Origin of the sequence: Streptomyces sp. CC53, assembly GCF_001865245.1 — a bacterium.
Lineage (GTDB): Bacteria > Actinomycetota > Actinomycetes > Streptomycetales > Streptomycetaceae > Streptomyces.
Genome location: NZ_MKXB01000157.1, coordinates 138,710 through 164,491 on the forward strand (window position 1 = coordinate 138,710; position 25,782 = coordinate 164,491).

A 25,782-nucleotide genomic window follows, 5' to 3' on the forward strand; every position below is an offset into this window, starting at 1 on the left:
CCGGGCGAGTCCGTCGGGACCGGGCACGCCCTGGTCCTGTAGGAGCGCGGCGAGTCCCTCGGCGTACCCCTGGCCGACGGCGCGGACCTTCCACGCGCCGTGGCGGCGGTAGAGCTCCAGGGCGACGACGGCGGACTCGCTGCCGAGGCCGGTGAGGGTGAACCCGGCAATCTCGGAACCGTCGGTTCCGGTGACGGCGGTGAAGGGGGCCGCGACGGCACCGAACCGGTCAGGCCCGGAGGACCCGGTCGGCAGGGCGAGGAGCACGACGACTCGGTGCACCACCTCCGGGACCGCACCCAGGTCCACCGCCAGCCGGTGCTGCGCCGCTGCCTGCCGGGGCACCTCGACACCGGGCAGGCGCGGCGAGCCCGGGTGGGCGGCCCGGTCCGGCCCGGTGACGCGGCCCTCACTGTCGGTGAGCAGAATGCCCGCCACGACCGGGGCGCCGGCCGTCACGCGGATCTCCAGTCGCGTGTCCGGCAGGGGGTGATTCTGCCCCCGGACCAGCTCGACGCTCATCGCCTGCGTTCCCCCTCGCGGGTCGGTACGGAAGTCCCCGTGCGTACGGATACGGTGCAGCTCCCGGCGGCCTGGTACCTCCGGGAGCTGCGGTGTGCGCGGTCGTACGGCCGGAGCGGCCGTACGGACGGGACTACAGGTGCGGCAGGATCGCCGGCAGCAGGTCCTGGAACGTGCGCCCGTTGGCGGCCTGGCCGATGGCCGTCATCTGCCAGCCGCTGCCCGCGCGGTGCACCTTGGCCATGATCTGGGCGGTGTAGGGGCCGCCGCCGTTCAGGGTGTAGCGGGCGAGCTCCTGGCCGTTCGTCTCGTCGACGAGGCGGCAGAACGCGTTCTGCACTTCCTGGAACGTCTGGCCGGTGAAGGAGTTCACCGTGAACACGATCTGGTCGATGTGGACGGGGAGCCGCTGGAGGTCCACCAGGATGGCCTCGTCGTCGCCGCCCTGGCCGGCGCCGCCCACCAGGTTGTCGCCGGTGTGGCGGACCGAGCCGTCGTCGCTGACGAGGTGGCGGAAGAACACCACGTCGACGGCGGTCTTGTCGGCGAACAGCACCGCCGAGGCGTCCAGGTCGATCTCCCGGGTACGCGAGCCGAACAGACCGCGGCGCGGCGCCGCCTGCCAGCCGAGCCCCATCCGCACCGCGGTCAGGGCCCCCCCGTCGCTCTTCTGCAGGCTGATGGCCTGACCCTTGGTCAAGTTGACCGACACGCGCTGTCCCCTCTCTGTGCGCTCCCCGCGGCCGCCCCCGGCTGCGGGGTTCCCCAGCACCCTATGCAGGGGCGCTCCGGCGGCATCAGGGCGTTTCGTCTTTTGTATCGGTGTTGCAACACACCGGAGCGGCAGGGCTGTCGCCCCCGGGCCCGGCGAAAGCGCCGGCGGGCCCCGGTCTGTGGCTGTGCCGTCTCAGGCGATGCCCGCTTCCTTCATCTGCCGCAACTCCTTCTTCAGCTCGCCGACCTCGTCCCGCAGGCGTGCGGCCACCTCGAACTGGAGCTCGGCCGCTGCGGCCCGCATGCGTTCCGTCATCTCCTCGATGATGCCGGCGAGTTCGGCGGCGGGTCGGTCGCTCGTGACCGCTCCCGTGCCGGCGGCCCTGCCGCCCTTGGCCGTCTTGACGGGTTTGACGGCTGCCTGGCCGCCGCCGGCCTTGGCCGCCTTGGCGGTACGGGAGGCGGTGCCCAACGACGGCACGGGCGCCTTGGCTCCCTTGCCGTCCTTGGCGCTCCGGTAGCCGCTGCCGAGGAGTTGCTCGGTGTCCACCTCTTCCCGGGCGATGGTGGCCACGATGTCGTTGATCTTCTTGCGCAGCGGCTGCGGGTCGATGCCGTGGGCCTCGTTGTAGGCGACCTGCTTGGCGCGGCGGCGGTTGGTCTCGTCGATGGCCTGAGCCATCGCGGGGGTGACGGAGTCGGCGTACATGTGGACCTGTCCCGAGACGTTGCGCGCCGCACGGCCGATGGTCTGGATCAGTGAGGTGCCGGAGCGGAGGAAGCCCTGCTTGTCGGCGTCCAGGATGGCGACGAGGGACACCTCCGGCAGGTCCAGGCCCTCCCTCAGCAGGTTGATGCCGACCAGGACGTCGTACTCGCCGGCCCGGAGCTCCCGCAGCAGCTCCACGCGGCGCAGGGTGTCCACGTCGCTGTGCAGGTAGCGCACCTGGATGCCGAGTTCGAGGAAGTAGTCGGTGAGGTCCTCCGCCATCTTCTTGGTGAGCGTGGTGACGAGGACCCGCTCGTCGCGCTCGGTGCGCAGTCGGATCTCGTGCACGAGGTCGTCGATCTGCCCCTCGGTCGGCTTGACGACCACCTCGGGGTCGACGAGGCCCGTGGGGCGGATGATCTGCTCGACGAATCCGTCGGAGCGGGACAGTTCGTACGCCCCGGGGGTGGCCGACAGGTAGACGGCCTGGCCGATGCGTTCCTGGAACTCCTCCCACTTCAGCGGCCGGTTGTCGAGCGCCGAGGGCAGCCGGAAGCCGTGGTCGACGAGGGTGCGCTTGCGGGAGGCGTCGCCCTCGTACATGGCACCGATCTGCGGCACGGTGACATGGGACTCGTCGATGACGAGGAGGAAGTCCTCGGGGAAGTAGTCGAGCAGGGTGTTGGGCGGGGAGCCGGGCTCGCGCTGGTCGAAGTGCATCGAGTAGTTCTCGATGCCGGAGCAGGACCCGACCTGGCGCATCATCTCGATGTCGTACGTGGTGCGCATCCGCAGCCGCTGGGCCTCCAGCAGCCTGCCCTGCTTCTCCAGCTCGGCGAGGCGCGCCTCCAGCTCCCGTTCGATGCCGTCGACCGCCCGCTCCATGCGCTCCGGGCCCGCCACGTAGTGGCTGGCGGGGAACACGTACAGCTGCCGGTCGTCGCTGATGACCTCGCCGGTGAGCGGGTGCAGCGTGGACAGTGCCTCGATCTCGTCGCCGAACATCTCGATGCGGACCGCGAGCTCCTCGTACACCGGGAAGATCTCGATCGTGTCGCCGCGCACCCGGAAGGTGCCCCGGGTGAAGGCCAGGTCGTTGCGGGCGTACTGGATGTCCACGAAGCGGCGCAGCAGCTCGTCGCGGTCGACCTCGTCGCCGACCTTGAGGGAGACCATCCGGTCGACGTACTCCTGCGGCGTGCCGAGGCCGTAGATGCAGGACACCGAGGCGACGACGACCACGTCCCGCCTGGTCAGCAGCGAGTTCGTGGCGGAGTGGCGCAGCCGCTCGACCTCCTCGTTGATGGACGAGTCCTTCTCGATGTAGGTGTCCGACTGCGGGACGTACGCCTCCGGCTGGTAGTAGTCGTAGTACGACACGAAGTACTCGACGGCGTTGTTCGGCAGCAGTTCGCGGAACTCGTTGGCCAGCTGGGCGGCCAGAGTCTTGTTGGGCGCCATGACGAGGGTGGGGCGCTGGAGCCGCTCGATCATCCAGGCGGTGGTCGCCGACTTGCCGGTGCCGGTGGCGCCGAGCAGCACCACGTCCTTCTCGCCGGCGCGGATGCGCCGCTCAAGGTCGTCGATGGCCGCGGGCTGGTCGCCGCTGGGCTGGTACGGGCTGACCACCTCGAAGGGTGCCACCGCACGTTCGATCTGGGTTACGGGCCGCATGAGACCACCGTACGACCCGCCACTGACAGACGGGCACCGGTGGCCGCCGCGGCCCCTTCCGGGCCTGCCGGGCGGCTCGCGGAGCAGCCGGCCGGGGCCCGGTCGGCGGGTCGACGGCGTGCGGCCTGCCGGACGGGCGGGGGCCGGGTGCCCGTGGCACGGCGAACGGCGTACGGGCGGGCGCCGCGACCCGCAGCGCTAGCGGCCGTCGCGGTACTGGTGGTCGCGGTGGCGCGGGGCGGGGATGCCCGGCAGCCGGGGGCGGTCGTCCCGGTCGCCGCTCACCAGCAGGGGGTCGAAGAGCACGACGATGCCCGCGAACAACAGGAACGCCGAGGGGCCGACCAGCATGGGGGCCAGCAGGGAGGCGGCGCTGTCACCTGACCCTGCGGGCGGCGCGTGCAGGAGGTCGGCCGCGCCGACGACCACGTCGCCCCCCGCCGGCCCGCTCCCGGGGTCGAGGGCGCCCACGGCGACGGCGGAGGGGTCGGCCTGTTCGCCCGGGTGCAGGTGGACGGTGACGGCCGCCATGCCGGTGTAGTGCATTCCGGACACCGCGAGGCCCATGACGAGCCCCGCGCCGAGGGCGGGCAGCACTCCGTGCACGGCGACGGCGGCCCAGAGCGCCGCCGTGGCGGCGACGACCGCGATCAGCACGGACAGCGCCACGGTGGACGTGTCGTACGCGAGCCGGCCCGGCACCTCCAGCGCCACCATGCCCAGGTAGTGCATGGAGGCGATGCCGAGGCCGGTGATGGTGCCGCCGGTGACCAGGGCCATCACGGTCGGCCCGCGCGTGCCGACGATGAAGACCCCTATGCCGACCATGAGGATCGCGATGGCGAGGCTTGCGTACGTCACGGGCCGGTCGTAGTCGACGGGCGCCTCCGCGACCTGGAAACCCATCATCGCGATGAAGTGCATGGTCCATATGCCCGCGCCGATCGACGTGGCGCCCAGGGCCAGCCAACCGGGGCGGAAGGCGCCGGGGTGCCGTAGCGCCCGGGTGGTGCAGCGCAGGCCGAGCGCCCCGCCGATGCAGGCCATCAGGTAGGCCACGACGGGAGTGACGAGACCGTAGCTGAAACCGTCGACTGTGCCCTGCATATCCGTAGCGCCCCTCACCCCTCGTTCCCGCGCCGGACCGTTGCGTGGAGGGTAGTCGACTTGAAAAGGCCCTGCCGCCCCCCGGGCCGCGGGGGTGCGCTCCCGTCCGCGCTGTCAGTGGCGGGCCGTACCGTGGCGGTATGGAGAGCACCGTACGGACCGTCGAGTGGACCGTCGTCGGCAGCGGCGTCGGCCCGCTGTTCCTGGCCGCCACAGAAGCGGGGCTGGTCAACGTCGTCTTCCATGCGGAGGGCGCGGTACGCGAGCGGGCGCTGTCGCGGCTGGTGGAGCGGCTGGGCGGCCCGGAACCTGTCCAGGGCGGCGCGGGTCGGCTGGCCGAGCCGATACGGATGCTGGAGGCGTACTTCGACGGTCGGCTGAGGGACTTCCGGCTGCCGCTGGACTGGTCGCTGACGGGCGGCTTCACCCGGCGGGCGCTGCGGGAGCTGGCGGCCGGAGTGCCCTACGGGACGCTGGTGGGGTACGGGGAGCTGGCCGCGCGGGCGGGGCAGCCGGGCGCCGCGCAGGCGGTGGGCGCGGCGATGGGCGCGAACCCGCTGCCGGTGGTCGTGCCCTGCCACCGGGTGGTGGAGAGCGACGGCGGACTGGGCGGTTTCGGCGGTGGCCTGGAGGCCAAGCGGCGGCTGCTGGTGCTGGAGGGGGTGCTTCCGCAGCCGCTGTTCTGAGCCGTTCCCGAGGTCCGCAGGTTTGGCCGCCGCCCGTGCGCGCCAGGGATGGGGCATGTCTGAGACCTCGGTGCTGGCGGTGTCGGAAGAGGTGCGGGAGGCTCTGGCGGCGCGCCGGGCCGTGGTCGCCCTGGAGTCGACGATCCTGGCGCACGGTCTACCCCGCCCGCGCAACCTGGCCGTCGGTGAGGAGCTGGAGGCGCTCGTACGGGCCGGGGGCGCTGTTCCGGCGACGGTCGCCGTGCTCGACGGGGTGCCGTGCGTCGGCCTTGACGGGGCGCAGCTGGCCCGGATGGCCGAGGACCCGGGGATGCGGAAGCTTGGCCACCGTGATCTCGCGCCCGCGGTGGCGGCGCTGGCGAGCGGGGCGACGGCGGTGTCGGCGACGGCGTTCCTCGCGGCCCGGGCGGGCATCCGGGTGTTCGCCACGGGCGGGCTGGGCGGCGTCCACCGGGAGTGGGCGCAGACGCAGGACGAGTCGGCGGACCTGGGGCTGCTGGCGCGGACACGGATCACGGTGGTGTGCGCGGGCGTCAAGTCGATCCTCGACGTACCGGCGACGCTGCAGCGACTGGAGACCTTGGGGGTGGGGGTGCTGGGCTACCGGACGGACCGGTTCCCGGGCTTCTACCTGACGTCGTCCGGTGAGCCGGTGGACTGGACGGTCCGGTCGCCGGAGGAGGTGGCGGCGGTGATGCGGGCGCAGGACGCGCTGGGCGGACCTGCGGCCGCGCTGATCGTCGCCCATCCCGTACCGGAGGCCGAGCAACTGGATCCGGTGCTGCACGACCGGGTGCTGGGCGAGGGGCTGGACGCGTGCCGGGAACGGGGCATCACGGGCCAGGCGGTCACGCCGTTCCTGCTGGACCACCTGGTGCGGGGCACGGGCGGCGCGTCCCTGGAGGCGAATCTGGCGGCGGTGCGCGGCAACGTGCGGCTGGCGGCGCGGATCGCGGTGGCGAGCGCCCGGTGAGCGGTCTGCTGGTGGTGGGGGACGTCGTCACCGACGTGGTGGCCCTGCACGGCGAGCCGCTCGCCCCCGGCACGGACACGGCTGCCCGGATCGGCATCCGGCCGGGCGGCGCGGGCGCGAACGCGGCCTGCTGGGCGGCGTGCTCCGGCTGCGGTGACGTGCGGCTCCTCGGGCGGGTGGGTGCCGACCGCGCGTCGTGGCACGAGGCGGAGCTCCGCCGGGCAGGTGTGCGGCCGCTGCTGGTGCGGGACGCCGAGGTGCCCACGGGGACGGTGGTGTCCTTGGTCGACGCCACGGCGGGGGCCGAGCGGACCTTCCTGACGGACAGCGGGGCAGTGCTGCGGCTCTCCCCCGCCGACTGGTCGCCGGCGTTCCTCGACGGGGTGGCACGGTTGCACCTGTCGGGCTACCTGTTCTTCGGCGAGCCGGGCCGGGGCGCCGCGGCGGCCGCCCTGGTGGCGGCGCGGGAGCGGGGCATACCGGTGAGCGTGGACCCCGCTTCCGCGGGATTCCTCCGAAAGCTGGGCACCGACCGCTTCCTCGGCGCGGTGGCGGGCGCGTCCGTTCTGCTGCCCAACGCCGACGAGGCGCGGCTGCTGACCGGTGCGGCGGACGCCGGGGCGGCGGCGGCCGCGCTGAGCCGTGCGTTTCCGCTGGCCGTGGTGACCCTGGGCCGAGGCGGCGCACTGCTGGCGGTGTCCGGCGCGGTCCTCGCCCGGGTGCCCGCCCCGCAGGTGACCGCCGTGGACACCACCGGTGCCGGTGACGCCTTCACCGGCGGCTTCCTGGCCGCCCTCCTGTCGGGGGCCTCGCCGGTCGAGGCGGCCGCAGCGGGCTGCCGCACGGCGGCGCGGGCGGTCACCCTCGTGGGCGCCCGCCCGGTCTGACCGGCCCCGTACCCACGCGTACGGCTACGGCAGCCCGGTCCACGCGGGATGGCGCGGGTCGTCCGCCCGCACGACGACGTCCGCGGCGTCCGCCGGGGCGACTTCCGTCTCGTAGCGCGCGTAGGCGGGCAGGGTCCACCCCTCGGGCGTCCTCCGCTCCAGCGCCGCCCGGGACAGCCTGAGGTGGACGGTCAGGTCGAACGGGAACCAGTGGCCCAGGAGGAAAGGGCCGTGCAGCAGCAGCACCCCGCCGGGTGCCAGTTCCTGGTACGGGCTACGGGTCGCCCGGTCCGTGGCCGGGTCCCACAGGTCGGGGAGCACCCGCCCGTTGCCGCCCGGCTCCAGCGGCCGGAACACCTCCCGCCACAGCGCCCCCGTGTCGAACCATCCTCTGTAGTACGTGTCGGGGTCCTCCCTCCCGAACTCGTAGCGCAGCGACGCCGGCCGCACGAACCCGGAGGTGGCGATGGCGAGGACCGCGCGCCCCCGGATCCGCAGCTCCTCGGCCACCCGGTCGGCCAGGGCGCCGGGACGGGCCGCGGGGGCCCCGTCGACGGCGATCTTCAGCCAGGGCCCGCCGTCCCCCGGTGTACGGGTGTCCGCGGAGGCCGCGATCCGGTCGGCCAGTCGTTCCCAGGTGATCGGTTCCAGTGCCACTCCTCCATCCTGCCGGTTCAGCCGTGTCCCGTCTCACCCCTCAGCGCGGCGGCCGCGGGCCCGGCGCCTTCGACGTCGACGCGTCCGGTCTTCACCCCGTCGGCGACGGTGAGGTCGCCGCGGCTGACGGCGGCGCACGTAGCGGTGTCCATGCGCAGCCGGACGTGCGGGTGCTCGGCGGGGCCGTCCCCGTAGGACGGGTCGCCGGGTCCGGCGACGGCGAGGTGGAACACACCCTCGTCGATGTGCACTTCCACGACGGTCTCCTCCCCGGTCTTCCCCGCCGGGTCCAGGGCGTCGAGGAGCGGGACGGCGAACCAGTGTGCGCGCACCGCGTCCGTCGCCCGGGGGGCGTCCAGGGCGTCCGCGCCCCAGCGGGCGAGCTCCCGGAGCAGGGGCAGCAGGGACCGGCCGCGGGGGGTCAGTTCGTACACGGAGGCGGGGGACGGGGGCGGCAGCCGGCGGCGGGTGGCGAGGCCGTCGCGCTCCATGTCCTTGAGCCTCCCGGCGAGCATGTCGGTACTGACGCCCGGGAGGTCGGCGTGCAGGTCGGTGTAGCGCCGCGGCCCCGCGAGGAGTTCACGGACGATCAGGAGGGTCCAGCGGTCGCCCACGGCGTCGAGGGCGCGGGCGGCGGCGCAGTACTGGTCGTAAGTCCGGCGGCGGGCGGCGGTCGGGCGCTGGCTGGGACGTGGCATGCGCCGCAGTCTAGACCGGTTGTTGGACTTTCCAAGCCCGTGCTTGGTAAAACCAAGAATCACAGTTCCCAGGAGAATTCGGGGTGGCCGCCATGGAGTTCCGGCAGTCGAGCAAGCTGAGCGAGGTCTGCTACGAGATCCGCGGTCCCGTGATCGAGCACGCCAACGCACTGGAGGAGGCGGGCCACAGCGTGCTCCGCCTGAACACCGGCAACCCGGCCCTGTTCGGCTTCGAGGCGCCGGAGGAGATCGTCCAGGACATGATCCGGATGCTGCCCCAGGCCCACGGGTACACCGACTCCCGGGGCATCCTCTCCGCCCGCCGGGCGGTCGCCCAGCGCTACCAGGCGCTCGGCCTCACGGACGTGGACGTGGACGACGTGTTCCTCGGCAACGGCATCTCGGAGCTCATCTCCATGGCCGTGCAGGCGCTCGTCGAGGACGGCGACGAGATCCTCGTCCCGGCGCCGGACTACCCGCTGTGGACGGCCGTGACGACGCTCGCGGGCGGGCGGCCGGTGCACTACGTGTGCGACGAGGCCGCCGACTGGTACCCGGACCTCGACGACATGGCCGCGAAGATCACCGACCGCACCAGGGCCCTCGTCATCATCAACCCCAACAACCCCACCGGCGCGGTGTATCCGCGCGAGGTGCTGGAGGGCATGCTCGACCTTGCGCGCCGACACGGGCTGATGGTGTTCGCCGACGAGATCTACGACCAGATCGTCTACGACGACGCCGTGCACCACCCGGTGGCGACGGTCGCGCCGGACCTGGTGGTCCTCACCTTCGGCGGGCTCTCCAAGACGTACCGCGTGGCGGGGTTCCGGTCCGGGTGGGTCGTCGCCACCGGCCCGAAGCAGCATGCCCGCAGCTACATGGAGGGCCTCACGATGCTGGCCTCCATGCGGCTGTGCCCCAACGCGCCCGCGCAGTACGCCATCCAGGCCGCGCTCGGCGGACGCCAGTCCATCAAGGACCTCACCGCGCCCGGCGGGCGGCTGTACGAGCAGCGCAACCGCGCCTGGGAGAAGCTGAACGAGATCCCCGGCGTCTCGTGCGTGAAGCCGCGCGGCGCGCTGTACGCGTTCCCCCGGATCGATCCGGAGGTGCACGCTATCCACGACGACGAGAAGTTCGTCCTCGACCTGCTGCTGCGCGAGAAGATCCAGGTGGTGCAGGGCACCGGCTTCAACTGGCCGCGTCCGGACCACTTCCGGATCCTGACGCTCCCGCACGCCGACGACCTGGACGCCGCGATCAGCCGGATCGGGCGCTTCCTCAGCGGCTACCGGCAGTAGGCGCGGGGCGGATCGGGCCCCGGGGATGCGGGTAGTTTCCGTGTGAGACGCGCCGTCAGTCGCCGGGGAGGCGTGAGACGTGGTGGCGGTGGAGCCGATCGTCGTGGTGGAGCCCAGGAGCGCGGCACGCTGCGCGGAGTGCAGCAGGGGGCCGCTGCGCCGGATGGTGCTGGAGTCGGGTGCGCCGCTCTGCCTGGTCTGCGCGGACCTCGGACACCTCGTGTACCTGCCGCGCGGGGACGCCGCGCTGACCCGGCGGGCCTGCGCGGCCGCAGGTCTGTGGGCGGTCGTCGTACGGCACGACAAGCGCCGCACGCGCTACGAGCGCCAGGGGATCCTCGTGGAGGAGGCAGCCCTGGCCCGGGCGGAGGCGGCGTGCCTGCGCGACGCCGAGGCGCGGGCCCGGCGCCGGGCCAGGGACGCGCGGCGCCGGGCAGCCCAGGACGTGTGGTTCACGGCGGAGCTGGCGGCCGAGATCGGCCGGCTCTTCCCGGGGTGCCCGGCCGAGCGGGCCGAGGACATCGCGGCCCACGCGTCGGTCCGGGGAAGCGGCCGGGTGGGGCGGACGGCGGCGGGCCGGGCGCTCGACGAGGGCGCCGTGACGGCCGCGGTGCGGGCGTCGGTGCGGCACCTCGACACCGAGTACGACGCCCTGCTGATGAGCGGGGTCCCCCGCCGCCAAGCCCGGATGCGGGTGGCACCGGCGATCGACGCGGTGCTGACGGCCTGGCGACGGTGTCGGTGACGGGGCGGCGTGGACGGCCGGTTCAGGAACCGTCGGCGGCGGTCCTCAGGCGGCGGCGCAGCATGCCGCCGGCGAGGATCAGACCCGCGGCGGCGGGCAGCACCGCGCCGGCCAGGTCTCCGGCACCGGTCTCGGCCAGCGCGGGCGTGGTGCCGGTCTCTGCCGGCCGGTCGGGACCGGCGTCCGCGGCGGGCGGCGCGGTCTCGTCGCGCTGGGGCGGCACGACCGTCCGGTCGACGGGCTGCGGCACCTCGGGCTCCTCGGTCACGGGCGGTTCCGTGGTGGCCGGCGGCTCGCCGCTGTCGTTGACGGACGTGTTGCCGAAGACGGGGTTGCCGAGGCCGACGACGCTGACCTGGTTGCCGGAGACGTTCACGGGCAGGTCGACGGGCAGCTGGACGCCGTTGCCGGAGATCACGCCGGGGGATCCGTGCGTGCCCGCGTCGGCGGAGGCGCCGCCGCCGTTGCCGGACGCCGCCCCGTTGCCGGGGGCGTGCCCACCGCCGTGGCCGCCGCCTTCGTGAGCACCGCCGCCGTGGCCGCTGCCGCCTCCCTGGCCGCCGCCTTCATGAGCACCGCCGCCGTGGCCGCTGCCGCTCCCGTGGCTACCGGGCGCCTCGCCGTGGTGGGCCTGACCGCCCTTGTTCACACACGTGTTGCCGGCCGCGGGGTTGAGCAGCCCCACCACGTTCACGGTGTTGCCGCAGGCGTTGACGGGGACGTGGACCGGCAGTTGCACGGTGTTGCCGGAGACCACGCCGGGTGAGTCGACCGCGGCGCCCGACGCGTCGGCGTCGGCCTGGGCGGAGCCCGCCGCCAGGGCGAGGGCGCCGCCCGTGGCCATCAGAGTGACGAGACCTTTTCGGCGCGTATGCCGCATGGCTTCCTGCCTTCCGGAGACGTTCGCGGGCACTCGCCCGCACCGGGGTTAACGCCCTACCTCCAAGGCGGGTTATGACGACTCCCTCTTTCACCCGATCGGGGGAGATCTCATAGACTTTTCACATCCCCTCTCCATCGGTTCGCACCTGAGGGCGGATCCTGGCCGGCGGCCAACCCGTCCGTCACCCGCCGAGGAGCCCGGCGAGCGCGCCCACGGGGTCGGCGTCCGGGGTGCCGCGCGGCCACCAGTCCTCGCGGCCCGCGTCGGACTCGTAGCCGTACCAGAGGCCGTCACGGCCGAAGCGCAGCTGGAGGGACGCGGTGGACAGCCGGTTGCGCCACGGCCGGAACTGCGGGAAGTCGGCGGCGATGAGAGCCGGCCGCGCCCGGTCGAAGGGCCCCGCAGGCGGATCCCAGGGCTCCTCCAGTACGGCGAGCCCGGCCGGTCCGCCCTGGCGCCACGCGGCCACGGCGCGGGACAGGTCCGTGGGGCTGCGGTCCAGGGCGGTGGCGAGGTCCCGGTAGAGGGCGCGGGTGGCGGCGGTGAGCCCGGCCCCCGGGTGGGCGGCGGCCAGGCGGACCGCGTCCTGCCAGGGGGTGAGCGCGGCCACGGGGTCGCGTCCGGTCGCCAGGTGGGCGTGGGCCCGGGCGGCCGCTTCGGTGGCCAGCAGGTCCAGGGCCAGCGGATCGGGGGCCGCACGGTCCTCCGGGAAGACCGGGGGCCGCCCGGGGCCGGCCGGCAGTGGAAGCGGAGGCGGGAGGGGCGCCGGGGGTGCGGCCGTGACGGCGGCCCGGGCGGGGACGGCCGGCAGGGGCTGCGGCGCCGCGGCGCTCTCCGCGGCCGTGCGCGCCGTGTTGCGCCGGCCGAGCCCGGCGAGGACCTCCTGCTCCCCGCGGCCCCGCATCAGGAACAGCGTGAACGGGTCCTCGTCGAGCAGCCTCGCCGCCTGGTAGCACAGGGCTGCCGCATGCTTGCAGGGATGGCCGTGGTCGGGGCAGGAGCAGTCGGGCACCAGGTCCCCCGCGCGGGGCAGCAGCCCGCCGACCTCGACCAGCGTCTGCGGCACGTCCTTGTCGAGCAGGGCCGCGATGTGGTCGGGGCGCTCCGCCACCGTGTCCAGCAGCCGCTCCCACGCGTCGTCGTCGAGCACCCGCAGCCTGATCTCCGTGCGGTACGGCCGGGCGCGGCTGCCGTGGACGTAGGCGGTGACCCGTCCGGGCGTCACGGTGATCGCGTCGACGAGGCCCCGGCCCGCGTAGGCACGGCCGCGGGCGAGGCGGGCGGGGTCGAGTGCGGCGCTCTCCAGGGCCGCCACCCAGGCGTTGCCCCACCAGCTCGCGGCGGTCCCGCCGTCCCCCTTGCCGTGGGCCGGCAACGGCGGGAAGCTGCGTCGCCGGTCGTCGTGGTACGCCGGGGGTCTGCCGGGGCGCGCGGGGGTCACTGCTCCCTCCTCAGGGACACCAGGTCGGCCAGTTCCCGGTCCGTCAGCTCGGTGAGGGCGGCCTCTCCGGAGCCGAGGACGGCGTCGGCGAGGGCGCGTTTGGAGGCCAGCATCTCGGCGATGCGGTCCTCGACGGTGCCTTCGGCGATGAGCCGGTGCACCTGCACGGGCTGCGTCTGGCCGATGCGGTAGGCGCGGTCGGTCGCCTGCTCCTCGACGGCCGGGTTCCACCAGCGGTCGTAGTGGACGACGTGGCCGGCCCGCGTCAGGTTGAGGCCGGTGCCAGCCGCCTTCAGGGACAGCACGAACACCGGGACCTCCCCGGCCTGGAAGCGGTCCACCATGCGCTCCCGCTCGGCGACGGGTGTGCCGCCGTGGAGCAGTTGGGAGGGGACGGCCCGCGCGGTCAGATGGCTGGTGAGCAGCCGGGCCATGGACACGTACTGGGTGAAGACGAGGGCCGCGCCGTCCTCCGCCACGATCGTGTCGAGGAGTTCGTCCAGGAGGGACAGCTTGCCGGAGCGGCCCGCCAGCCGACCCGGTTCCTCCTTCAGGAACTGCGCCGGGTGGTTGCAGATCTGCTTGAGGGACGTGAGCAGCTTCATGACCAGGCCGCGGCGTGCGATGCCCTCGGCGCCCTCGATAGCGGCCATGGTCTCCCTGGCGACCGCCTCGTACAGGGCGGCCTGCTCCCGCGTCAGGGGCACCGGATGATCGGACTCCGTCTTGGGCGGGAGCTCCGGGACGATGCCGGGGTCGGACTTGCGTCGGCGCAAGAGGAACGGGCGGACGAGCCGGGCGAGCCGTTCGACGGCCTCCGTGTCGCCCAGCTCCCCGCTGTTCTCCACGGCGCGGGCGTGGCGGGCGCGGAACGCCTTGAGGGGGCCGAGCAGTCCGGGCGTGGTCCAGTCGAGCAGCGCCCACAGTTCGGAGAGGTTGTTCTCGACGGGCGTACCGGTGAGGGCGACCCTGGCCGGAGCGGGGATGGTCCGCAGGGCCCTCGCCGTGGCGGAGAACGGGTTCTTCACGTGCTGTGCCTCGTCGGCGACCACCATGCCCCAGGACCGGTCGGCCAGCTCCCGGGCGCTGGTGCGCATCGTGCCGTACGTGGTGAGGACGAAGCCGCCCGTCGCCGCGTCGAGGCTGCGGCCCGCGCCGTGGAAGCGCAGCACCGGCACGCCGGGCGCGAAGCGGCGGATCTCCCGCTCCCAGTTGCCGAGCAGGGATGCCGGGCACACCACGAGGGTGGGCGCCCGGTGGGCGCGCCGCAGGTGCAGCGCGATCAGCGTGACGGTCTTGCCGAGGCCCATGTCGTCGGCGAGGCAGCCGCCGAGGCCGAGGGAGGTCATCAGGTCCAGCCAGGCCAGCCCGCGCAGCTGGTAGTCGCGCAGTGTGGCGTCGAGGCCGGGTGGGGGCGGCACGGGGGCGGGTCCGGCCAGGAGCCGGTCGCGCAGGGCGGCGAGCGCGCCGACCGGCACGGCCTCCACCGTCTCACCGTCCACGTCGGCGGTCCCCGTGAGCGCTGCCGCGAGGGCGTCCACGGGTTGCAGCAGCCCGAGCTGGCGTGCGCGTGCCTTGCGGACGAGTGCGGGGTCGACGACGACCCACCGGTCCCTGAGCCGGACCACGGGGCGGTGGGCCTCCGCGAGCGCGTCCATCTCCCGTTCGGTGAGCGGGTCGCCGTCCAGGGCCAGCTGCCACTGGAAGCGGAGGAGTTCGGTGCTGTCGAAGAACGGCGTGCCGTCGGCGGCCGAGCCGGGTGCGGGCCGGACGACGGCTGCCGCGGACAGGGACCGGGCCAGTTCGCGGGGCCAGTGGACACGGACCCCCGCTGCGGTGAGCCGGTCTGCGGCGGGGCCGAGCAGGTCGTACAGCTCGCGCTCGGTGACGGCGAGGACGTCGGGCACGGGCCGCTCCAGGAGCCGGGTGAGCGGCGGCCAGACGCGGGCGGCCCGGCGGAGGGCGAGCATGGTGTCGATCCGGGCGCGGGCCCCGAAGTGCTGCTCCGCGTCCCCGGTCCACAGCTCCGCCGCGTCGGCGACCAGGGCCGGGTCGGCGAGGCTGTGCACCTGCACGACCGCCGCGGCGGCCTGCCGCTCCTCCGTGCCGCCGCCGGTGTCCGGGATTCCGGGGTCCGGGTCGAAGAGCTCGAACGGGGAGAGGTCGAGCCGCAGCGACACGCGGACGCCGGCGTCCATGCCCGCGGCCACCTCCGCGGCCCAGGCCCTGGCTCCCGGGAGCCGCTGCGGTTCCCGTGCGGCGAAGGGCCGCCCGGCGGCGTGCGGCGCCGCCGGGGTGCGCGGCAGGGTGTCGGCGACCGCGTCGAGGAAGGCCCGCACGAGCGCCTCGGGTTCGGGCAGGTGCAGGGGCTGGCGGTCGGGCACGGGCACGGCGTGCGCCTCGTACGGCATGGCGGCGGCGATCGCCCGGAGGTGCGCGATGTCGTCGGCGTCCAGCGGGCCGGCCCGCCAGGCGTCGAGGTCGTCGGCGGTCAGCCCGGGGAGCAGCCGCCCGCGTGCCACCAGGTGGAGCGCGTGCAAGGCGGCCGCGCCCCAGCAGGCGGTGGCCGGGTGGGTGTCCGGGGCGTGCCGGGCTGCGGCGAGCACCGGAAGGGCGTCGTCGACGGGCAGGACCACGGCCGGCACGGTCCGGGCGCGGGCTCCGGAGCCGTGCCGCCTGACGACCGTGAGCTGCTCGGTGGCGGCCGCCGCTCCGGGGGCGGACGGCGGCAGGCCGCGGCCGTCGGGCGCCCAGAAGGCCACGCGTCCGGCGCGCGGCAGCGCGTCCGGCAGGAACACGGCGGGGCAGGTGTGCAGGGAGCGCGCCCCGGCGGAGCCGTGCGCGGCGGGCGCGGCGGTTGCGGTGCGCGGTGCGTCCATGACCGGGGCGGCCTCCTTCCGGGCGTTCTTCCGGGGTCCGGCCCCCGGGTCTCCGACCTTACGGCGAGGGTCTGACACACCGCGGCGGCAGATTCCGTGCGGTCCGCCGGGATCGGCGGACGGTTCACGGGTACACGGCGGGGAGGAGACCGATGACTATGTTCCTGCGCAGTGGAAACGAGCCTGTCACGGCACGCAGCCCGCTGAGGCTGCGGTTCTGGCTGAGCCTGTGGGGCCTCGTCTGGGCCGTGGGCGGCACGGTCGCCTTCGCCGTGATCGGCGTCAGGAGCTGGGCCGTCATCTGCGGGGTGCTGGCGCTGGTCGTGCTCGCGGACCTGGCGATGGTGGTCCACCGCATCCGCCAGGGCCCCCGCTACCAGCCCGGCCGTGACGTCCCTCCGTACCCTCCGGGACGCCCTACGCCACCCCCTCGCCCCTAGCGTTGCGTGATCACCGCGTTACGGCGGGGGCCGGGGAGGTCAGTCCTCGTCGTCGAAGCCGGCGGCCTCGCGGTACTCGGGCCTCGGGTCCAGGGCCGCGGCGAGCCGGAAGTGGCGGCGGGCGTGCTGCGGCCGCCCGGCCCTCTGGAGGGTGCGGGCCAGCCCGAAGTGGGCGTAGGCGTTGTCCGGTTCGCGTTCGACGACGAGCTCGAACTCCAGCTCAGCGGAGCGCAGCTGAGCCGCCATGAAGAACGCACGGGCGCGCAGCAGCCGTGCGGCGGTGTTCTCGGGGTGGGCCGCGATCACCGAGTCGAGCAGCTTGACCGCCCCGCGGGGGTCCCGTGCGGCGAGCAACTGCTCGGCCGCCCGGTAGTCGATGACGTGGGTCTCCGGGTCGCTGTCGGGCACGCTTCCATCCTTCCCCTTCGCTGCGGCCGTTCAACAGCGCGTACGACCGCCGTATTCCCCGCGGCGAAGGCAGCCGCAGGGACCGCGGCGCCCGGGGTGGGCGGCGGCTTGGCGCGGACTGCGGCGGCGGCAGCCGGGACGTCCCGGCTGCCGCCGGACCCTGCGCAGGTGGGGCAGCCGGCAGCTCGCGGGGGCTCGGGGCATGTCGGCGGGTCACCGCCGCAGGAGGTGCGGAAGGCCTCGGGTGCTCCGGCAGGCGTCGGCGGCGGGTGGCTGCTGTGCGTCTGCGCGGCCTCCCGGGCGCCGCAGGGGTCCGCCAGGGGGTGCAGCGGGTCGCCGGCCGGGCGCCGTCGGACCCGTCGCTCGGGGCATCGGCGGCGGACGCCGGGCCCCGAGGGCCGCGTCGGGCGACGACGGCAGGACGGACGGCCCCGTCATCCGCCAGGCGACATCGTCGCGCCGCGCGATGGGCACGGCACTCAGCAGCACCGCGCCTGGCACGGCCCTGCCCGTCCTGCGCGACTCCGGGAACCTGCGCGGCCTCGTGGAGCTTCCCGCGGCGCAAGTCCCGGGGGCCCGCCGGCTTCCCGTCGGGCCCCTCCCGAAGCCGGCCCTCTGCACCGATCCGCGCAGGCGGCTTCCGGCCCCGGCCCTGCCGGTCAGCCCCGCACACCTGGGGCCGCAGTGCGCCAACCCTGGTCGTCAGCCGGGCAGGTCGGCGTCCGCGGCCCTGTCCGTCAGGGCCTGCCAGATCGAGCGGACCTGCGGCTCCAACGCCTCCAGCGGTCCGTCGTTGTCGATCACGTAGTCCGCGAGGGCGCACCGCTGCTCCCTCGTCGCCTGGGCGGCCATGCGGGAGCGGGCTTCGGCCTCGGTCATGCCCCGGAACCGCACTAGCCGGTCCAGCTGGGTTTCGGGAGAGGCGTCGACGACCACGACGACGTCGTAGAGCGGGGCGAGGCCGTTCTCGGTGAGGAGGGGGACGTCATGGACCACGACCGCGTCGGGCGCCGCGGCGGACTGGAGCTCGGCCGACCGGTCCCGCACCAGCGGGTGGATGATGCCGTTCAGGGTGGCGAGGCGGTCCGGGTCCGCGAAGACGACGGCGCCGAGCCGCGGACGGTCGAGCGCCCCGTCCGGGGTCAGGACGTCCCGCCCGAACGCCTCCACGACGGCCGCGAGCCCGGGCGTACCGGGCTCGACGACCTCGCGGGCGATCTTGTCGGCGTCGATCAGCACGGCCCCGTACGAGACGAGCAGCCGCGACACCTCACTCTTGCCGGCTCCGATTCCACCGGTCAGCCCCACGGTCAGCATGGCGGCAGCCTATGCCCTGGGGCGGGGCCGGACCCCTACGGGGTGTCGCCGTCACGTTCGGCGAGGAAGCGCTCGAACTGCCGGCCCAGTTCGTCGGCCGACGGCAGGTCGACGGGTTCGGCGACCAGGCTGCCGCGGGTCTCCGCGCCGGCCATCGCGTCGTACTGGTGCTCAAGGCCCTTGACCAGGGCGACCAGTTCCTCGTCGCCGTCGCGGACCTGGCGCTCGATCTCGGTCTGGGTCCGCTGGGCGGCGTTGCGCAGCCCGTGGGCGATACCGGGGAGCACGAGCCCGGTGGCGGCGGTGATCGCCTCCAGCGCGGTCAGCGCGGCGTCCGGGTAGGGGGAACGTGCCACGTAGTGCGGCACGTGCGCCGCCACGCCGAGGACGTCGTGGCCGGCTTCCATCAGGCGGTACTCGATCAGCGCCTCCGCGCTGCTCGGCACCTGGGCCTCGTCGAACGGGCTGCGGTGCCCGGGCACGAGGTCGGTGCGGTTGCCGTGGGGCGTGAGGCCCACGGGGCGAGTGTGGGGGACGCCCATGGGGATGCCGTGGACGTTGACGGCGAGCCGGACGCGCAGCCGCTCGGCGATCTGCCGTACGGCCTGGGCGAACCGCTCCCATTCGACGTCCGGCTCGGGGCCGGAGAGCAGCAGGAAGGGCGCACCGGTCGCGTCCTGGACGATGCGGACCTCGAGGGCGGGTGTGTCGAACCCCGTCCAGCGGTCGCGGCGGAAGGTGAGCAGGGGGCGCCGGGCCCGGTAGTCCACCAGGCGATCGTGGTCGAAGCGGGCCACGACCTGGTGCGGCAGGGTGTCCAGCAGGCCGTCGACGATCTGCTCGCCGACCTCGCCCGCGTCGATGTATCCGTCGAAGTGATAGAGCATGATCAGGCCGGCGGACTCCTGGGCCAGTGCCATGTCGGCCACCGCCAGGCCCTTTGGCTCCCATGCGTACAAGTCCTGCGGATCAAGCACGTTTACCGCTCCTCCTCGTATTCCTACGGAAGAACGTCGCATGGGCCACTGACATTCCCGTGCCACCGCTGCACCCGAGGTCATGCGCGGCCTCTGAGCCCCGGGGGCGGGGCCCCGGTTCACCGGCAGGCTCAGGCTCTCGCAGCGCGCAGGAGCGCCCGGAGTGGTCACGAGTTGCGTCAGCACGCGGAAACGGCACTGGGGCCCGTCCCTTTCGGGACGGGCCCCAGTGTCACCAGCCAGGAGCCGGAGCGGGTCCGAGCGTCAACCGCACGGCGGCCTCAGTGAGAGCCGCGTGAGGGTGTCAGCTCTGGCCGCCGGCCAGCTTCTCGCGGAGGGCGGCCAGCGCCTCGTCCGACGCCAGGGCGCCGGAGGTGTCGTCCGACTCCGAGGAGTACGAACCACCGGTCGGCGCGGCGGCCGGAGCGGCGGGGCCACCCTCGGCAGCGGCGGCGGCGTCGGGCTCGCGGGGCTTGATGACCTGTGCCTGGTGCTGCTCGAAGCGCTGCTGGGCCTCGGCGTACTGCCGCTCCCACTCCTCGCGCTGCTTCTCGTAGCCGGGCAGCCAGTCGTTGGTCTCCGGGTCGAAGCCCTCGGGGTAGATGTAGTTGCCCTGGTCGTCGTAGGACGCGGCCATGCCGTACAGGGTCGGGTCGAACTCGACGGCCGACGGGTCGGCGCCGAAGGACTCGTTGGCCTGCTTCAGCGACAGCGAGATCCGGCGGCGCTCCAGGTCGATGTCGATGACCTTGACGAAGATCTCGTCGTTGACCTGGACGACCTGCTCCGGGATCTCCACGTGGCGCTCGGCCAGCTCGGAGATGTGGACCAGGCCCTCGATGCCCTCGTCGACGCGGACGAACGCACCGAACGGAACGAGCTTGGTGACCTTACCCGGGACGACCTGACCGATCTGGTGGGTCCGGGCGAACTGCTGCCACGGGTCCTCCTGGGTCGCCTTCAGCGACAGGGAGACACGCTCGCGGTCCATGTCGACGTCGAGGACCTCGACGGTGACCTCCTGGCCGACCTCGACCACCTCGGACGGGTGGTCGATGTGCTTCCAGGACAGCTCGGAGACGTGCACCAGGCCGTCGACGCCGCCCAGGTCCACGAACGCACCGAAGTTGACGATCGAGGAGACGACGCCGGAGCGGACCTGGCCCTTCTGCAGGGTGGTGAGGAACGTCTGGCGGACCTCGGACTGGGTCTGCTCCAGCCAGGCGCGGCGGGACAGGACCACGTTGTTGCGGTTCTTGTCCAGCTCGATGATCTTGGCCTCGAGCTCCTTGCCGACGTACGGCTGGAGGTCGCGGACACGGCGCATCTCGACGAGGGACGCCGGGAGGAAGCCACGGAGGCCGATGTCGAGGATGAGACCACCCTTGACGACCTCGATGACGGTACCGGTGACGATGCCGTCCTCTTCCTTGATCTTCTCGATGGTGCCCCAGGCACGCTCGTACTGGGCGCGCTTCTTCGAGAGGATCAGGCGGCCTTCCTTGTCCTCCTTCTGGAGGACCAGGGCCTCGATCTCGTCGCCGACCTTGACGACCTCGTTCGGGTCGACGTCGTGCTTGATCGAGAGCTCGCGGCTCGGGATGACACCTTCGGTCTTGTAACCGATGTCGAGCAGGACCTCGTCCCGGTCGACCTTCACGATGACGCCGTCGACGATGTCGCCGTCGTTGAAGTACTTGATCGTCTCGTCGATCGCGGCGAGGAAAGCTTCCTCGTTACCGATGTCGTTGACCGCAACCTGCGGGGTGGTGGCGGTGGTCTCGGTGCTGCTCGTCATGTGGGAAAGGGCTCCGGTACGGACATTGAAGTCGTAGGTACTGCCACGCCGTAGGCCCGTATCGCCTCTGCAGAAGCCGGACAGCCAAGGAAGCGCCGGGCCTGGTGAACAGGCGGCGCCTCGACAACCGAGGGGACATACAACAGATGCGAGCGCGGCCTGCTCCGTCTGAGGCGCGCAGGCCCGCAGCGCAACCTTTAGCATACGGGCGCCGCGGGGCATGGTCAATGCGCGAAGGGGCACACCCGGGGCGCACCGCCGCATACCCGGCGCAACTAAGCTTGCCGCAGGCCACGATGGCCTGACATTCGATGACGCCGCACGCGTGTCGCATGCGTCACATACTCGGGCGGGCCGGGCGGAACGGACGTGGCGGACAGACACCGCCGGGCCGTACTCCCCGTGGACGCGCCCCGCGCCCGCCGTGCACCGGGGCGCGCGGCCGTGCGCTCGCGCAACCTACAACGACGGGCGAGATGATCCAAGACATCCAGGACCACGAGCCGCAGGCCACGCGCCGGGCGACGGGCGACGCGGAGAGCAGCCGGGCCAGCCGGGGCTGGTGGGACCGGAACGCCGACGAGTACCAGGACGAGCACGGCTCGTTCCTCGGGGACGACCGGTTCGTCTGGGGACCCGAGGGGCTGGACGAGGAGGAGGCCCGGCTCCTGGGCCCCGCCGGCTCACTGGAGGGCCGCGACGTGCTGGAGATCGGCGCGGGCGCCGCGCAGTGCTCACGCTGGCTGGCGGCGCAGGGGGCGCGGCCGGTCGCCCTGGACCTCTCCCACCGCCAGCTCCAGCACGCCCTGCGGATCGGAGCGGGCGACGACGGGGTCGCGCTGGTGGAGGCGGACGCCGGCGCTCTGCCGTTCCGGGACGGCTCCTTCGACCTGGCCTGTTCGGCGTACGGGGCGGTGCCCTTCGTCGCCGACCCGGTGCGGGTGTTCCGGGAGGTGCGCAGGGTGCTGCGGCCGGGCGGCCGGTGGGTCTTCTCGGTGACCCACCCCGTCCGCTGGGCGTTCCCCGACGAACCCGGCCCCGAGGGCCTGTCGGTCGCCGCGTCGTACTTCGACCGCACCCCGTACGTCGAGCAGGACGACCAGGGGCGGGCGGTGTACGTCGAGCACCACCGGACCCTGGGCGACCGGGTGCGGGACGTGGTGGCGGGCGGTTTCCGGCTGGTGGACCTGGTGGAGCCCGAGTGGCCGGCCTGGAACAGCCAGGAGTGGGGCGGCTGGTCCCCGCTGCGCGGGAACCTCATCCCGGGCACGGCGATCTTCGTGTGCGAGAGGGACTGATGGGCGGGGGGCCGGTCCACGGGGGACCGCCGCCCGGCGGCCCCGCGGGCGGAGTGGCAAAGGCGGCTGGTCGGCGGTGATCCCCCCGGAGCAGCGGGAGCGGCTTCCCGTGCACACGGCCCTGCCCGCCCTGGAGCAGGCGCTGGACGGGCACGGCGCGGCGGTGCTGTGCGCGCCGCCCGGGACCGGCAAGACGACGCTGGTGCCGCTGGTCCTGGCGGAGCGCGGCGCGCGTGTGGTGGTCGCCGAGCCCCGCCGGATCGCGGCCCGGGCGGCGGCGCGGCGCATGGCGTGGCTGCTCGGCGAGGAGCCGGGCGGCCGGGTCGGCTTCACCGTGCGCGGCGAGCGCGCGGTGTCGCGGGACACGGTCGTCGAGGTCGTGACGACCGGTGTGCTGCTGCAGCGGCTCCAGCGGGACCAGGAGCTGGCCGGGGTCGACGCGGTGATGCTCGACGAGTGCCACGAGAGGCACCTGGACGCCGACACCGCCGCCGCGTTCCTCCTAGACGTGCGGGAGACGCTGCGGCCCGAGCTGCGGCTCCTGGCGGCGTCGGCGACGACGGACGCCGAGGGCTGGGCCCGGCTGCTGGGCGGCGCGCCGGTGGTCGAGGCGTCGGGCGTGACGCATCCGGTGGAGGTCGTCTGGGCACCGCCGCCCGGTCCCGTACGGCCGCCGCACGGGATGTCCGTCGACCCGGCACTGCTGGCGCACGTGGCGGGGGTCGTGCGCCGGGCGCTCGGCGAGCGGGACGGCGACGTGCTGTGCTTCCTGCCCGGGGTCGGGGAGATCACCCGGGTGGCGGGCCTGCTGGACGGGCTGCCGGGCGTCGAGGTGCTCCAGGTGCACGGGAGGGCTCCTGCGGCGGTACAGGAAGCGGTGCTGGCTCCGGGGCGGGGGCGCCGTGTGGTGCTGGCGACGGCGGTGGCCGAGTCGTCGCTGACCGTGCCGGGGGTCCGGGTGGTCGTCGACTCCGGTCTGGCGCGGGAGCCGCGCGTGGACCACGCCCGCGGACTGAGTGCCCTGACGACGCTGCGCGCGTCACGGGCGTCGGCCCGGCAGCGGGCCGGCCGGGCGGGGCGTGAGGCGCCGGGCGCGGTCTACCGGTGCTGGCCGGAGGCGGAGGACGGGCGGCTGCCCGCCTTCCCTGCGCCGGAGATCCAGGTGGCGGACCTGACCTCGTTCGCCCTGCAGGCCGCGGTGTGGGGCGATCCCGGTGCGTCGGGCCTCGCGCTGCTGGACGCCCCGCCCGCCGGGGCGATGGCGGCGGCCCGTGCGGTGCTGGCAGCGATCGGCGCGGTGGACGCGGCGGGGCGCGCTACGGAGCGCGGCCGCGCTCTGGCGCGCCTGGGCGTGCACCCCCGGTTGGGGCGGGCGCTGCTGGACGGTGCGCCGCACGTGGGCGCGCGGCGCGCGGCGGAGATCGTGGCACTGGTGGCGGAGGAGCCGCCGCGGACGTACGGGGACGATCTGGCGGCGGCGTGGCGGGCGGCCCGGCGCGGCGGCGACGCCTACGCGGCGCGGTGGCGCGCGGAGGCCCGGAGGCTGACGGGGGCGGCGGCCGGACTCTCCGACCCCGCGCGCGGTCGCCCCGGACGGGACAGCGCCGCCCCGGGGGAGCAGTTCGGGGGCGGAGCCTCCGGCCCCGCGGAGGCCGCTGTCCTCGGGGACCGTCCCGGCGGACGGACCGGCGCCCTTCCGCACGACTCCGCCGACGTGTCCGATGACGTGGCCGCGGGTCTGGTGACCGCGCTGGCGTTCCCCGAGCGGGTGGCGCGGGCACGGGGCGGCGGCGCCTTCCTGATGGTGTCCGGGACGGGAGCCGAGGTCGAGGGCGGCTCGGGGCTGCGGTCGGCGCCGTGGCTGGCCGTGGCGGTGGCGGACCGTTCCGCCCGTGCGGCGTCGGCGCGGGTGCGGCTCGCGGCGGTCTGCGACGAGGACGTGGCCCGGCTGGCGGCCGGGCATCTGCGGGCCGCCGGTGACGAGGTGCGCTGGGAGGACGGCGAGGTCACGGCCCGCCGCGTGGAGCGGCTCGGGGCGGTGGAGCTGGTGGTGCGGCCGCTGCGGGACGCGGACCCCGGGCTCGTACGGGCGGCCCTGCTGGACGGCTTGCGGCGCGACGGGCTCGGCCTGCTGGGCTGGTCGCGGGAGGCGCGGCAGCTGCGGGAGCGGCTCGCCTTCCTGCACCGGGTGGTGGGCGGCGCGTGGCCGGACGTCTCGGACACGGCGCTGGCGGAGCGCGCCGACGAGTGGCTGGAACCGGAGCTGTCGGCGGCCCGGCGGCGGGCGGACCTCGCGCGGATCGACGCCGGAGAGGCGCTGCGGCGGCTGCTGCCGTGGGCGAGCGGTGAGGCGGCGCGCCTCGACGAGCTCGCCCCCGAACGGCTGGAGGTGCCGAGCGGCTCCCGGGTGCGCCTCGACTATGCGGGTGAGCAGCCCGTGCTCGCGGTGAAGCTGCAGGAGATGTTCGGACTGGCCAGGACCCCGAGGGTGGCGGGGGTGCCCGTGCTGGTGCACCTGCTGTCGCCGGCGGGGCGTCCGGCGGCCGTGACGGCGGACCTGGCGTCGTTCTGGCGGGACGGCTACCGGGCCGTGCGGGCGGAGCTGCGGGGCCGCTACCCGAAGCACCCGTGGCCGGAGGACCCGTCGACGGCGCGGCCCACCCATCGGACGAACCCCCGCCGCTGACGTCGACGTCCGACGGGGGCGGGCGGGTGCGGCCGTGCACCGCTCGGTCTGCGGCCGCGCACAGGGGCTGGGCGCACCGGCCACGACTGCCGCCGGGGCGGAACGCGACCGGTGCGGGACCGCCTGGCGGGGCCGGGCACGGTCGCGGCGTCCCGTCCTCGCCGCCCGGCTGCCCGGCGAGGACGGCGATCCGGCGCGCAGAGCGCCGGCGCGTGCCGGGCCCGCGGTCCGGCACGCGTGCGAGTCCCCGCGGTGGCCTGCCGCGTCAGTCGACGTGCAGCTCGATGGTGAGCGTCACGCCGCCTTCCGCGGTGACCCGCAGCAGGAACGTGCCGGCCCGGTCGTCGGCGTACATCCGGGGCAGTCGGAGCGTGCCGTCGGCGCCGGTCTCCAGGCCGGCGAGGGTGCGTACGGGCTCGCCCTGGGCGTCCTTGAAGTACGGTCCTGCGTCGGCGGCCTGGGAGCTGTCCGTGCCGGCGATCATGGTGGCGGTCAGGGCGACCCCTGCCGCGGCGGCACCCTTGTGGGTGGCCGTCACCGTGAGGCGCTCGGCGAACTCGCCGCCGGCCGCGGCGGTGGGCTCGGTGGTCCCGGCACGGGCGAGGGCGTCGGCCCGCGGCGGTGCTGTGACCGTGGCCCGGTGGTCGACACCGGGCAGCGTGGCCCTCTCGACGACGGTGGCCCGGACGGTGAACTCGCCGGTCTTCTCGCCCGCGAGGAGGACCGGGGCGGTGGCGGTGCCGTCGGCGCCGGTGGTGGCCGTGGCGGTGGTGGCGCCGTCGGCAAAGCGGCTGTCGGTGTCGCCGACGATCCGGAACTCGACCGTCACGCCGGCGACGCCGGCGCCCTGCTCGTCGCGTGCCACGACGGCCGCGCGCTCGGCGAACTCGGTGCCGGCCGTGGCGCTGAGGGAGCCGCCAGCTGCGTCCTGCAGGCTGTGCACCCGGTCAGCGGGCTTCGTCGGAGTCGGGGTCGGCGT

Annotated in this window: 21 protein-coding genes and 1 pseudogene; 8 read left to right on the forward strand and 14 right to left on the reverse strand. The window is 74.5% G+C overall.

Going from position 1 to position 25,782, the window contains the following annotated elements; all coding sequences use genetic code 11:
• The 4 genes from BJP40_RS18400 to BJP40_RS18415 form a co-directional block, all read right to left on the reverse strand.
• The coding region (locus BJP40_RS18400) for a TerD family protein (RefSeq protein WP_143065969.1) at positions 1-522 on the reverse strand (522 nt) is incomplete at its 3' end.
• 133 nt (positions 523-655) lie between these two features.
• Complete coding sequence (locus BJP40_RS18405) at positions 656-1,234, reverse strand: TerD family protein (RefSeq protein WP_071269287.1); 579 nt, start codon at positions 1,232-1,234, stop codon at positions 656-658.
• A 195-nt stretch (positions 1,235-1,429) separates the two neighbouring features.
• Complete coding sequence (gene uvrB / locus BJP40_RS18410) at positions 1,430-3,619, reverse strand: excinuclease ABC subunit UvrB (protein ID WP_071281283.1); 2,190 nt, start codon at positions 3,617-3,619, stop codon at positions 1,430-1,432.
• 198 nt (positions 3,620-3,817) lie between these two features.
• Positions 3,818-4,726, reverse strand: coding sequence for an MHYT domain-containing protein (locus BJP40_RS18415; RefSeq protein WP_071281284.1), 909 nt, complete (start codon positions 4,724-4,726; stop codon positions 3,818-3,820).
• Between the two features lie 140 nt (positions 4,727-4,866).
• Here BJP40_RS18415 and BJP40_RS18420 point away from each other — a divergent pair, with 140 nt between their 5' ends.
• Genes BJP40_RS18420 through BJP40_RS18430 form a run of 3 tightly spaced genes read left to right on the forward strand, consistent with a single transcriptional unit; the run spans position 4,867 to position 7,272 of the window.
• Positions 4,867-5,412 (forward strand): methylated-DNA--[protein]-cysteine S-methyltransferase, encoded by a 546-nt coding sequence (locus tag BJP40_RS18420; protein ID WP_071269290.1) that lies wholly within the window; start codon positions 4,867-4,869, stop codon positions 5,410-5,412.
• Positions 5,413-5,467: 55 nt separating this feature from the next.
• Positions 5,468-6,385: a pseudouridine-5'-phosphate glycosidase gene (locus tag BJP40_RS18425; RefSeq protein ID WP_071281285.1), complete on the forward strand. Its 918-nt coding sequence runs from the start codon at positions 5,468-5,470 to the stop codon at positions 6,383-6,385.
• Positions 6,382-7,272, forward strand: coding sequence for a carbohydrate kinase family protein (locus BJP40_RS18430; protein ID WP_071281286.1), 891 nt, complete (start codon positions 6,382-6,384; stop codon positions 7,270-7,272). The genes BJP40_RS18425 and BJP40_RS18430 overlap by 4 nt, the downstream gene beginning before the upstream one ends.
• 24 nt (positions 7,273-7,296) lie before the next feature.
• Here BJP40_RS18430 and BJP40_RS18435 read toward each other — a convergent pair whose 3' ends face one another.
• Both BJP40_RS18435 and BJP40_RS18440 read right to left on the reverse strand, forming a co-directional pair.
• Positions 7,297-7,929, reverse strand: coding sequence for a uridine kinase (locus tag BJP40_RS18435; protein WP_071281287.1), 633 nt, complete (start codon positions 7,927-7,929; stop codon positions 7,297-7,299).
• A 17-nt stretch (positions 7,930-7,946) separates the two neighbouring features.
• Positions 7,947-8,627, reverse strand: coding sequence for a helix-turn-helix domain-containing protein (locus tag BJP40_RS18440; RefSeq protein WP_071281288.1), 681 nt, complete (start codon positions 8,625-8,627; stop codon positions 7,947-7,949).
• Between the two features lie 92 nt (positions 8,628-8,719).
• On the opposite strand from BJP40_RS18440, the gene BJP40_RS18445 reads away from it, so the two are divergent.
• Positions 8,720-9,931 carry a pyridoxal phosphate-dependent aminotransferase gene (locus BJP40_RS18445; RefSeq protein ID WP_071281312.1) on the forward strand — a complete coding sequence of 404 codons (1,212 nt, stop codon included), beginning with the start codon at positions 8,720-8,722 and terminating at the stop codon, positions 9,929-9,931.
• An 88-nt stretch (positions 9,932-10,019) separates the two neighbouring features.
• A complete protein-coding gene (locus BJP40_RS18450; protein WP_071281313.1) occupies positions 10,020-10,676 on the forward strand; it encodes a DUF2293 domain-containing protein in 657 nt (218 codons plus the stop codon).
• 22 nt (positions 10,677-10,698) lie between these two features.
• Here BJP40_RS18450 and BJP40_RS36105 read toward each other — a convergent pair whose 3' ends face one another.
• The 3 genes from BJP40_RS36105 to BJP40_RS18465 all read right to left on the reverse strand — a co-directional run bounded on the left by BJP40_RS36105 (position 10,699) and on the right by BJP40_RS18465 (position 15,879).
• Positions 10,699-11,520: a chaplin family protein gene (locus BJP40_RS36105; protein ID WP_319020115.1), complete on the reverse strand. Its 822-nt coding sequence runs from the start codon at positions 11,518-11,520 to the stop codon at positions 10,699-10,701.
• A 220-nt stretch (positions 11,521-11,740) separates the two neighbouring features.
• Positions 11,741-13,000 carry an SWIM zinc finger family protein gene (locus BJP40_RS18460; RefSeq protein ID WP_071281290.1) on the reverse strand — a complete coding sequence of 420 codons (1,260 nt, stop codon included), beginning with the start codon at positions 12,998-13,000 and terminating at the stop codon, positions 11,741-11,743.
• Positions 12,997-15,879 carry a DEAD/DEAH box helicase gene (locus tag BJP40_RS18465; protein ID WP_079171273.1) on the reverse strand — a complete coding sequence of 961 codons (2,883 nt, stop codon included), beginning with the start codon at positions 15,877-15,879 and terminating at the stop codon, positions 12,997-12,999. Before BJP40_RS18465 ends, BJP40_RS18460 begins: the two co-directional genes overlap by 4 nt.
• A 152-nt stretch (positions 15,880-16,031) precedes the next feature.
• Between BJP40_RS18465 and BJP40_RS18470 the strand changes: the two genes are divergently transcribed.
• On the forward strand, positions 16,032-16,319 hold the full coding sequence (locus BJP40_RS18470; protein ID WP_319020114.1) for a DUF6343 family protein: 288 nt from the start codon (positions 16,032-16,034) through the stop codon (positions 16,317-16,319).
• 39 nt (positions 16,320-16,358) lie between these two features.
• Here BJP40_RS18470 and BJP40_RS18475 read toward each other — a convergent pair whose 3' ends face one another.
• The 4 genes from BJP40_RS18475 to rpsA all read right to left on the reverse strand — a co-directional run bounded on the left by BJP40_RS18475 (position 16,359) and on the right by rpsA (position 20,819).
• Complete coding sequence (locus BJP40_RS18475) at positions 16,359-16,727, reverse strand: tetratricopeptide repeat protein (RefSeq protein ID WP_071281291.1); 369 nt, start codon at positions 16,725-16,727, stop codon at positions 16,359-16,361.
• A gap of 702 nt (positions 16,728-17,429) precedes the next feature.
• Positions 17,430-18,044, reverse strand: a complete 615-nt coding sequence (gene coaE, locus BJP40_RS18480) for a dephospho-CoA kinase (RefSeq protein WP_071281292.1) — start codon at positions 18,042-18,044, stop codon at positions 17,430-17,432.
• A 35-nt stretch (positions 18,045-18,079) separates the two neighbouring features.
• On the reverse strand, positions 18,080-19,021 hold the full coding sequence (locus BJP40_RS18485; RefSeq protein ID WP_071281293.1) for a PAC2 family protein: 942 nt from the start codon (positions 19,019-19,021) through the stop codon (positions 18,080-18,082).
• Between the two features lie 304 nt (positions 19,022-19,325).
• A complete protein-coding gene (gene rpsA / locus BJP40_RS18490; protein WP_071281294.1) occupies positions 19,326-20,819 on the reverse strand; it encodes a 30S ribosomal protein S1 in 1,494 nt (497 codons plus the stop codon).
• A 476-nt stretch (positions 20,820-21,295) separates the two neighbouring features.
• On the opposite strand from rpsA, the gene BJP40_RS18495 reads away from it, so the two are divergent.
• Together BJP40_RS18495 and BJP40_RS18500 are read left to right on the forward strand one after the other, a co-directional pair.
• On the forward strand, positions 21,296-22,117 hold the full coding sequence (locus BJP40_RS18495) for a class I SAM-dependent methyltransferase (RefSeq protein ID WP_071281295.1): 822 nt from the start codon (positions 21,296-21,298) through the stop codon (positions 22,115-22,117).
• A 76-nt stretch (positions 22,118-22,193) separates the two neighbouring features.
• A complete protein-coding gene (locus BJP40_RS18500; protein ID WP_071281296.1) occupies positions 22,194-24,803 on the forward strand; it encodes an ATP-dependent RNA helicase in 2,610 nt (869 codons plus the stop codon).
• Between the two features lie 265 nt (positions 24,804-25,068).
• Here the strand turns inward: BJP40_RS18500 and BJP40_RS34410 are convergent.
• A pseudogene (locus BJP40_RS34410) lies at positions 25,069-25,782 on the reverse strand (lytic transglycosylase); the annotation flags it as partial.

What these genes read in the sequence shown, in the direction of transcription:
- uvrB (WP_071281283.1), bottom strand. Translation starts at nt 3,619, where the DNA reads ATGCGGCCCGTAACCCAGATCGAACGTGCGGTGGCACCCTTCGAGGTG.
- BJP40_RS18415 (WP_071281284.1), bottom strand. Translation starts at nt 4,726, where the DNA reads ATGCAGGGCACAGTCGACGGTTTCAGCTACGGTCTCGTCACTCCCGTC.
- BJP40_RS18420 (WP_071269290.1), top strand. Translation starts at nt 4,867, where the DNA reads ATGGAGAGCACCGTACGGACCGTCGAGTGGACCGTCGTCGGCAGCGGC.
- BJP40_RS18425 (WP_071281285.1), top strand. Translation starts at nt 5,468, where the DNA reads ATGTCTGAGACCTCGGTGCTGGCGGTGTCGGAAGAGGTGCGGGAGGCT.
- BJP40_RS18440 (WP_071281288.1), bottom strand. Translation starts at nt 8,627, where the DNA reads ATGCCACGTCCCAGCCAGCGCCCGACCGCCGCCCGCCGCCGGACTTAC.
- BJP40_RS18445 (WP_071281312.1), top strand. Translation starts at nt 8,720, where the DNA reads ATGGAGTTCCGGCAGTCGAGCAAGCTGAGCGAGGTCTGCTACGAGATC.
- BJP40_RS36105 (WP_319020115.1), bottom strand. Translation starts at nt 11,520, where the DNA reads ATGGCCACGGGCGGCGCCCTCGCCCTGGCGGCGGGCTCCGCCCAGGCC.
- BJP40_RS18465 (WP_079171273.1), bottom strand. Translation starts at nt 15,879, where the DNA reads ATGGACGCACCGCGCACCGCAACCGCCGCGCCCGCCGCGCACGGCTCC.
- BJP40_RS18470 (WP_319020114.1), top strand. Translation starts at nt 16,032, where the DNA reads ATGACTATGTTCCTGCGCAGTGGAAACGAGCCTGTCACGGCACGCAGC.
- coaE (WP_071281292.1), bottom strand. Translation starts at nt 18,044, where the DNA reads ATGCTGACCGTGGGGCTGACCGGTGGAATCGGAGCCGGCAAGAGTGAG.
- rpsA (WP_071281294.1), bottom strand. Translation starts at nt 20,819, where the DNA reads ATGACGAGCAGCACCGAGACCACCGCCACCACCCCGCAGGTTGCGGTC.
- BJP40_RS18495 (WP_071281295.1), top strand. Translation starts at nt 21,296, where the DNA reads ATGATCCAAGACATCCAGGACCACGAGCCGCAGGCCACGCGCCGGGCG.